Annotated in this window: 4 protein-coding genes; 3 read left to right on the top strand and 1 reads right to left on the bottom strand. The window is 64.9% G+C overall.

The window, feature by feature from the left end:
* Together QQS14_RS15710 and QQS14_RS15705 are read left to right on the top strand one after the other, a co-directional pair.
* The coding region (locus QQS14_RS15710) for a hypothetical protein (RefSeq protein WP_285907965.1) at window positions 1-372 on the top strand (372 nt) is incomplete at its 5' end.
* 217 nt (window positions 373-589) lie between these two features.
* On the top strand, window positions 590-2,884 hold the full coding sequence (locus QQS14_RS15705; protein WP_285907964.1) for a hybrid sensor histidine kinase/response regulator: 2,295 nt from the start codon (window positions 590-592) through the stop codon (window positions 2,882-2,884).
* A gap of 39 nt (window positions 2,885-2,923) precedes the next feature.
* Here the strand turns inward: QQS14_RS15705 and QQS14_RS15700 are convergent, their stop codons facing one another.
* The gene (locus tag QQS14_RS15700; protein ID WP_285907963.1) at window positions 2,924-4,171 is read right to left on the bottom strand and encodes an SLC13 family permease; all 1,248 of its coding nucleotides are present in this window, start codon (window positions 4,169-4,171) and stop codon (window positions 2,924-2,926) included.
* A gap of 243 nt (window positions 4,172-4,414) precedes the next feature.
* Here QQS14_RS15700 and dnaE point away from each other — a divergent pair, with 243 nt between their 5' ends.
* On the top strand, window positions 4,415-7,936 hold the full coding sequence (dnaE, locus tag QQS14_RS15695; RefSeq protein WP_285907962.1) for a DNA polymerase III subunit alpha: 3,522 nt from the start codon (window positions 4,415-4,417) through the stop codon (window positions 7,934-7,936).
* The last annotated feature ends 45 nt before the right edge of the window (window positions 7,937-7,981 follow it).

The raw sequence follows: 7,981 nt of genomic DNA, 5'->3' as shown, positions 1-7,981 counted from the left end.
GAATGTCTCTCAAAGAACGTCCCGCCGTCAGGCAGGAAGGGGAAGCTACTGATTTGGCTCACCCTCGTCAACACCTTTTTCAACTTTTCCATCGAGTCCGGCGTCGACCCCGCCGTCAGGCAGGAAGGGGAACTTAGAGCTTTTCACTCGCCCCCGTCAACACCTTTTTCAACTTTTTTTTCGTCGAGTCCGGCGCGGACCCCGCCGTCAGGCAGGAAGGGCAACCTAGTTGCTTGGCTTGCTCCCGTCAACACCTTTTTCAACTTTTTTCGAGCCGAGTTTCCAGGCGTCAACCATTCAATATGTTTGAGAAAGAACAAGCCGCCTCAGGCGTCCTTCCGGGCTCTCCCGTGCGGCGAAGTGGAGTTCTAGGGGAAACCCCCATTCAGGTCAAGCGGTTTTTTCGGCGCCCCTTGTTTTTGTCTACAACGCACTGCAATAAAACGTCTATTTTTTGCTGCCTGTGGCCGAAGGAGACCCGTCAGCCTTGTGCCTGTCAGCGGAGGGCACGCACAAGGCCCTCGCCTGTCGCGGCCGGGCGTGGTATGGAAGGCCCTTCGAGAACTCAACACGCCCGGAGCGTCCAGCCATGCGCATACCCTCGCGACTCGCCATCACTTCAGTCTTCGCGGGCCTTGTCGTGGTCCTCGCCGCGCTGATCATCCTTTCCTCGTCCCTGACCTCGCGCACGGTCCTCAGCCGCCACGCCCGGACCATCATGGAGAACATCGCCTCCTACACCATAGACAAGGCCCAGAGCCATCTCATCCCGGCGCGCCAGGCGGCCCGGCTGACGCGCGGCCTCTCCCGGACCAACATCGTCAGCAGCCGCGACATCGAATCCATGGTGGCCTACTTCTATGAACAACTTTACCTGCACCCCCAGTTTTCAGGCATCTACTTCGGCAGCAAGAACGGCGAGTTCATCATGGCCTCGCGCTACAACCAGCTCACCCCGGACGGGTACTATACCAAGATCATCCGCATCGACGGCCCAAGGCGGACCGTGGAGCAGATATTCAAGGCGGCCGACGGCTCCCTGATCCGCCGCCAGTTCGACCCGGCCGACACCTACGACCCGCGCACCCGGCCCTGGTACACCCGCGCCCACAAGGCCAACGCCCTGACCTGGACCGATCCCTACATCTTCTTCACCTCGCAAAAGCCCGGCATCACCACGGCCAACCCGGTCTACGACGGCAACGGCGAGTTCGTGGGCATCATCGGCGTGGACATCGGCATCGAGGAGCTTTCCACCTTTATCTCAAAGCTCAATGTCAGCGAAAACGGCCTCGCCTTCATCATGAGCCGCGCAGGCGACATCATCGCCTACCCGGACATGGAGAAGCTGCGCCGGGCCGATGGCGCGGACCGGAGCCGCCTGGCCCGCATCACCGAGCTGGACGACGCGGTGGGCCGCGAGGCGTTCCTGTCTCTGGGGCTGCCCCACGACAACCTGCACCTGGAGGAGCCGGTCTTCACCTCCTTCACCCTGGACGGCGAGCGCTACAACGCCATGTTTGCGCCCTTTTCCGGCTCCGAGTGGCCCTGGGTCATCGCCATCTACATGCCCGAAGACGACTACCTCGGGGCCATCAAGACCAACAGCACCCAGAACATCTTCATCGCCCTGGTGGCGGTGATCATCGCCCTGGCCATGGGGTTGCTGGTGGCCAACAAGCTCAGCCGGGCCAGGGAGATGGCCGAGGGAGCGGACGAGGCCAAGAGCCAGTTCCTGGCCCGCATGAGCCATGAAATCCGCACCCCCATGAACGCCATGCTCGGCGCGGGCGAGCTGCTGGCCGAAACCGCGCTCAACGGCGACCAGCGGCGCTACGTGACCATCTACCAGAGCGCGGGTGAGCACCTGCGCGAGTTGGTCCGGGATGTGCTCGACCTGTCGCGCTTCGAGTCCGGCCGGTTCCGGCTGGAGAGCACGCCCTTCAACCTGCTCTCGACCATTGACAAGACCTGCGCCCTCTTCACCCTGGAGGCGAAGAACAAGGGCCTCGACCTGCACTGCGCCCTTGAGCCGGATACCCCGGAACACCTCGTGGGCGACCCCACGGCCCTCAGGCAGGTACTGGTCAATCTCATGAGCAACGCCGTCAAATTCACCCGGCAAGGCTCTGTGACCCTGGCGGCACGCCGCATCGATGACCCAATGGCCGGGGACGGTCCAAGCGAAACCGTGGTTCTCGAATTCACCGTCAGCGACACCGGCATCGGCATCCCGGGCGACAAGCAGACCCTGGTCTTCGAGCGCTTCTCCCAGGCCGACGGCTCCACCTCGCGCAAGTACGGCGGCACAGGCCTGGGGCTGGCCATCTGCCGCACGCTGGTCCAGCACATGGGCGGCGAAATCTCCCTGCGCAGCACCCCGGATGCGGGCACGGCCATGACCTTCACCGCCCGGCTGGCTCTGGACCCGGACGGCGGCGTCCGCGAAGCGCCCTCCGCCCCGTGCCCGGCCTGCGCCGACAGCAGGCCAAGACGCATCCTTCTGGTGGAGGACGACGAGCGCAACCGGCTCCTTTTCACCCTCTTCCTCAAGGACATCCCGCACACCCTCGACACTGCGGAAAACGGCGAGGAGGCCCTGCGCAAGCACTTCGCAGCCCCCTACGACCTGATCCTCATGGACATCGAGATGGCGGGCATGGACGGCTACCAGACCACCCAGGCCATCCGCGCCCGCGAGCGGGAGGCCGGGCTGGCCGAGGTGCCCATCGTGGCGGTCACGGCCCACGCCCTGACCGAGGTCGAGGTCAAGAGCCGCATGCACGGCTGCACCGGCTTCCTGGCCAAACCAGTGACCAAGGCCGCCCTGCGCGAAGCCGTGGGACACCACCTTGGGGTCAGTCTGGACGGGCAGACCTCCTGACGCCGGTGGCCGGGCGCTTCTTGAGGCAGGACGGGCCGGTCAATAGATCAGCGGCAGCACCCAGCCCAGCCAGCCAGCCAGCACCACGGCGGCCACGAGGTTGAGGACCAGCCCGAGCCCGAACATGACCCACAGGGACGCCCCACGCATCTCGCCGAAGGCCAGGGCGTTGGTGGGCGTGGCAATGGGCGTCATGAAGGCGCAGGTGGAGGCCACGCTGACCCCGACCATCAAGATCAGCGGGTCCATGCCGTGGCCTGAGGCAGCGAAATGGGCGATGGCGAAGAACGCGGCCACCACGGCGGTGTTGGACAGCACCTCGGTCAGGAAGACGACGGCCAGAATCATGAGCAGGAAGATCAGCTCCGTGGGCATGTCGCCCACGGCCAGCCGACCGGCCGCCACTACCAGCCACTGGTCCCAGCCGAGCCAGCGGACCACGGCGAAGAGCGCGGTCAGAACCAGGATGAAGAGCAGCCCGCGCCGGGGCACGGCCGAGAGCAGGTCGCGCGGCCGCAAGAGCGGCCCCTGGCCCGCAGCCGAAGCCGGTGCCGGGCGCACGAAGAGCAGGTGGATGAACAGGGCCGTGAAGGCCAGGCAGACCCACGGGGCCGCCCCGGCAAACCCGGGCACCACCTCGTGGGCCACGGACTCCAGCACCCAGAACCCCATGTAGAGCCAGAAGAGCGTGCCCCCGTAGCGCTGGCGCGCCGTGGCCGCACACTCCTCGCCCACGCACGCAAGGCGCACGACCACGCCCCTGGCCGTGGCTGGCAGGCCCAGCCCGGCGGCCACGGCCCAGGCCGCAGCCACCAGCATGACCACCAGGGGCACGGACCACAGGAACCAATTGAAGAAGGTGATGCTCTCTCGGCCCGGCACTTTGAAGAGATCGAGCGCCCCAACGAGCACCGCGTTGGCGGGCGAGCCGATCATGGACCCCATGCCCCCGATGGACGCGCCATAAATGGCCGAGCACATGAGCACCGTGGTCATGCCGCGCGCCCCCTGGCGGGCGAAGTCCTCGTCCAGCCGCTTGAGCACGGGCAGCAGGGCGAGCACGGTGATGGCGTTGGGAATGAACGAGGACAGGACCGCGGCCACACCTATTACATACAATAAGATGGCTGGCGCACGACCGCCAGAGCGGAGCAGCGCCCAGGTCACAAAGGCGTCGGTCAGCCGCGTGGCCGCCATGAGCTGGTAGACCAGGTAGCCGCCCGCGAAGAGAAGAACAAGCGGCAGCCTGCTCCAGGCATATGCCGCGAAATCAGCGGATGCGTCCACGCGCCCCTCCGTGTGGTGGTTTCCCAAATGGTCTGGATAATGAATCCTTTTCCATCCCCCTTGTCAACGCGCGGTCAGTGCCCCCACAAGGCGAAAGCACTCGCCACCTGACATATTGTCCTTTGATCCCGGATGGTTGCCACAGAAAGACACCCGGGACGCCCTGCGCGCCTTCCCTTGCCCGGCGTTATCCAGTATGCTTTGCCCTGCCCATTCATCCCCCCCTGTTCATCGAGGAGTCCCGTGGCCGAATTCGTCCATCTTCACGTCCACAGCGAGTACAGCCTGCTCGACGGCGCCATCCGCATCAAGGACCTGCTGGCCAGGGCCAAGGACCTGGGCATGCCCGCCGTGGCCATCACCGACCACGGCTCCATGTTCGGGGCCGTGACCTTCTACACCGAGGCCCTGGCCATGGGCATCAAGCCCATCATCGGCTGCGAGGTCTACGTGGCCCCGGGCGACGTGGACGACGAGCGCGCCCACGAGAGCAAGGACAAGAGCGGCGGCTACCACCTCGTGCTGCTGGCCAAGAACCGCACCGGCTACATGAACCTGATCAAGCTCGTCTCCATCGGGTATCTCGAAGGGTTCTACTACAAGCCGCGCGTCAGCAAGCACCTGCTCAGCCAATACTCCGACGGCCTCATCGCCCTGTCCGCCTGCCTGGCGGGCGAGGTGCCGCGCATGCTCATGAACGAGGGGCTCGAAGCGGGCGCGGCCATGGCCCGGCAATACGAGGCCATCTTTCCCGGCAATTTCTACCTCGAACTCCAGGACAACGGCATCGGCGATCAGAACCGGCTCAACGAGCTGCTCATCAAGTGCGCCGAAAAAACCGGCCTGCCCCTGGTGGCCACCAACGACTGCCACTACCTGACCGCCGAGGACTACGAGGCCCACGACACCCTGCTGTGCATCCAGACCCAGACCACCGTGGACGCTGAAAAGCGCTTCCGCATGGACACCCGCGAGCTGTACTTCAAGACGCCCGAGGAGATGGAGCAGGCCTTCGCCCATGTGCCCGAGGCCATTGCCAACACCCAGCGCATCGCCGAGCGGTGCAACCTCGAAATCGAGCTTGGCAGCTACTTCTTCCCCCACTATGAACTCTCCGAGGGCGTGGCCGACATCAACGAGGAGTTCGAGAAGCTCTCCCGAGAGGGCTTGCGCAAGCGCCTCGAAACCATCCCCTACCCCGTGGACGAGGCCGTCTACTGGAAGCGGCTCGACTACGAGCTTGGTGTCATCATCGAGATGGGCTTCCCGGCCTACTTCCTCATCGTTCAGGACTTCATCAACTGGGCCAAGGACAACCGCATCCCGGTGGGGCCGGGCCGAGGCTCGGCTGCGGGCTCCATCGTGGCCTGGGCCCTGCGCATCACCAACATCGACCCCCTGCCCTACGATCTGCTCTTCGAGCGTTTCCTCAATGTCGAGCGCGTATCCATGCCGGATATCGACGTGGATTTCTGCGAGCGTCGCCGCCTGGAGGTGGTCAAGTACTGCGCCGACAAGTACGGCCACGACCGCGTGGCCCAGATCACCACCTTTGGCACCATGAAGACCAAGGCGGTCATCAAGGACGTGGGTCGCGCCCTGGGCATGACCTTTGGCGAGACCGACCGCATCGCCAAGCTCATCCCCGAAGACCCCGGGGTCATGGCCAAGCTGCTCGGCGTGGACAAGGCCGGCATCAGCGTGCCCAACGCGGTCAAGGCCGTGGTCGAGCTGGACGACATGGTGGCCACCGACCCCAAGGTGGCCAAGCTCATCGACATCTCCACCCGCCTCGAAGGGCTGTGCCGACACGCCTCCACCCACGCGGCGGGCGTGGTCATCTCGGATCGGCCCATGACCGAGTTCCTGCCGCTCTACAAGGGCAAGAAAGGGGAAATAGTCACCCAGTACGACATGAAGAAGGTCGAGAAGGTCGGCCTGATCAAATTCGACTTCCTGGGCCTGCGCACCATGACCGTCATCGAGGACTGCCTGGACATCATCCGCGAGCAGGGCAAGGGTGCCCCGGACCTCGACTCCCTGCCCCTGGACGACCCGGCCACCTACGAGATCTTCGCCCGGGGCGACACCGACGGCATCTTCCAGGTGGAGTCCTCGGGCATGCGAAAATACCTGCGCATGCTCCGGCCCAACTGCTTCGAGGACATCATCGCCATGCTCGCCCTGTACCGGCCCGGCCCCCTGGGCATGGGCATGGTGGACGAGTTCATCAAGCGCAAGCACGGCGAAGTGGCCGTCTCCTACCCCCACCCGTCCCTCGAAGACACCCTGAAGCCCACCTACGGCGTCATGGTCTACCAGGAGCAGGTCATGGCCACGGCCATGATCATCGCCAACTACTCCCTTGGCGAGGGCGACCTGCTGCGCCGGGCCATGGGCAAGAAGATCGCCGAGGAGATGGCCAAGCAGCGCGCCCGCTTCCTCGAGGGCGCGCGGGAAAACAAGATCGACAAGACCGTGGCCGACCACATCTTCGACACCATGGAGAAGTTCGCGGCCTACGGCTTCAACAAGTCCCACTCGGCCGCCTACGCGCTCATCTCCTACCACACCGCCTATCTCAAGGCCCACTTCCCGGTGGAGTTCATGGCCGCGCTCATGAGCACGGAAATGAACAACACCGACAAGATCGTCATGTACATCAACGCCTGCCGCGACATGGACATCACGGTCAAACAGCCCGACATCAACGCGGGCCAGGCGCGCTTCTCCGTGCTCGACGGCGACATCCTCTTCGCCATGGCCGCCATCAAGAACGTGGGCGAGGAAGCCATCAACGAGATCGTGGCCGAGCGCGAATCCGGCGGACCCTTCCACGACATCTTCGATTTCTGCGAGCGCATCAACCTGCGCCGCGTCACCAAGCGCGTCCTCGAATCCCTGATCAAGGCGGGCGCGCTGGACTGCTTCCACTGCTCGCGCGCCGCCCTGCTCGAAGACCTGGAAAAGGCCGTGGCCTACGGCCAGAAAAAGGCCAAGGAAAAGGAATCAGGCATGCTCAGCATGCTCGACATGCTCGGCACCACCAGCGCCCAGACCGCCCACACCCCCACCTGCTCGGCCTGCGAAGAGTTCGACGACCGCGAAAAACTCCAGATGGAAAAGGAAGTGCTCGGCTTCTTCCTCTCCGGCCACCCGCTCCTGGCCTACCGCCACGAGCTGGCCCGGCTGCGCACCGCCACCCTGGAAGACTGCAAGGCCATGCCCAACGGCACCGAGGTGCGCGTGGCCGTCATCATCCCGGACTACAAGCGCTTCGTCACCAGAAAGGGCGACCCCATGGCCTTCTGCTCCGCCGAAGACCTGACCGGCTCGGGCGAGATCACCCTGCTGCCCAACGTCTTTGCCGAGGCGCGCGAAAAGCTCGACGCCGACCGCCCCCTGCTCGTCCAGGGCAAGATCGACCTGCGCGAGGAACCCGGCCACGAGGAAGCCCCAAAGGCCGCCAAGATCCTGGCCGACAAGGTCATCTTCCTGGCCGACGCGGTCCAGGGCTCGGACCAGCCCGTGTCCCTGTGGATCGGCGAGCGCAACGCCGTGACCCCGCACCTCGACGCCCTCAAGGCCATCCTCAAGCGCTACCCCGGCACCACCGCCGTCAACCTCGGCGTCATCACCCGCGACTCGGTGGTCAACATGCGCCTTGGCAACGGCTGGCAGGTCCACCCCGGCCGCGAATTCTGGAAAGACGTCGAAGCCTGGCAAAACGGCGACGCCCTGCGCCAGCAGACAGGGGGAGAGTAAGGGGTGGATGCCTCCGGCGGCCAGGGGGAAGGGGAGAGGGAAACC

The organism is Pseudodesulfovibrio pelocollis (assembly GCF_030282845.1).
GTDB lineage: Bacteria > Desulfobacterota > Desulfovibrionia > Desulfovibrionales > Desulfovibrionaceae > Pseudodesulfovibrio > Pseudodesulfovibrio pelocollis.
Note: the sequence above shows the minus strand (reverse complement) of the source record. Positions and strands in the feature narration are given on the sequence as shown.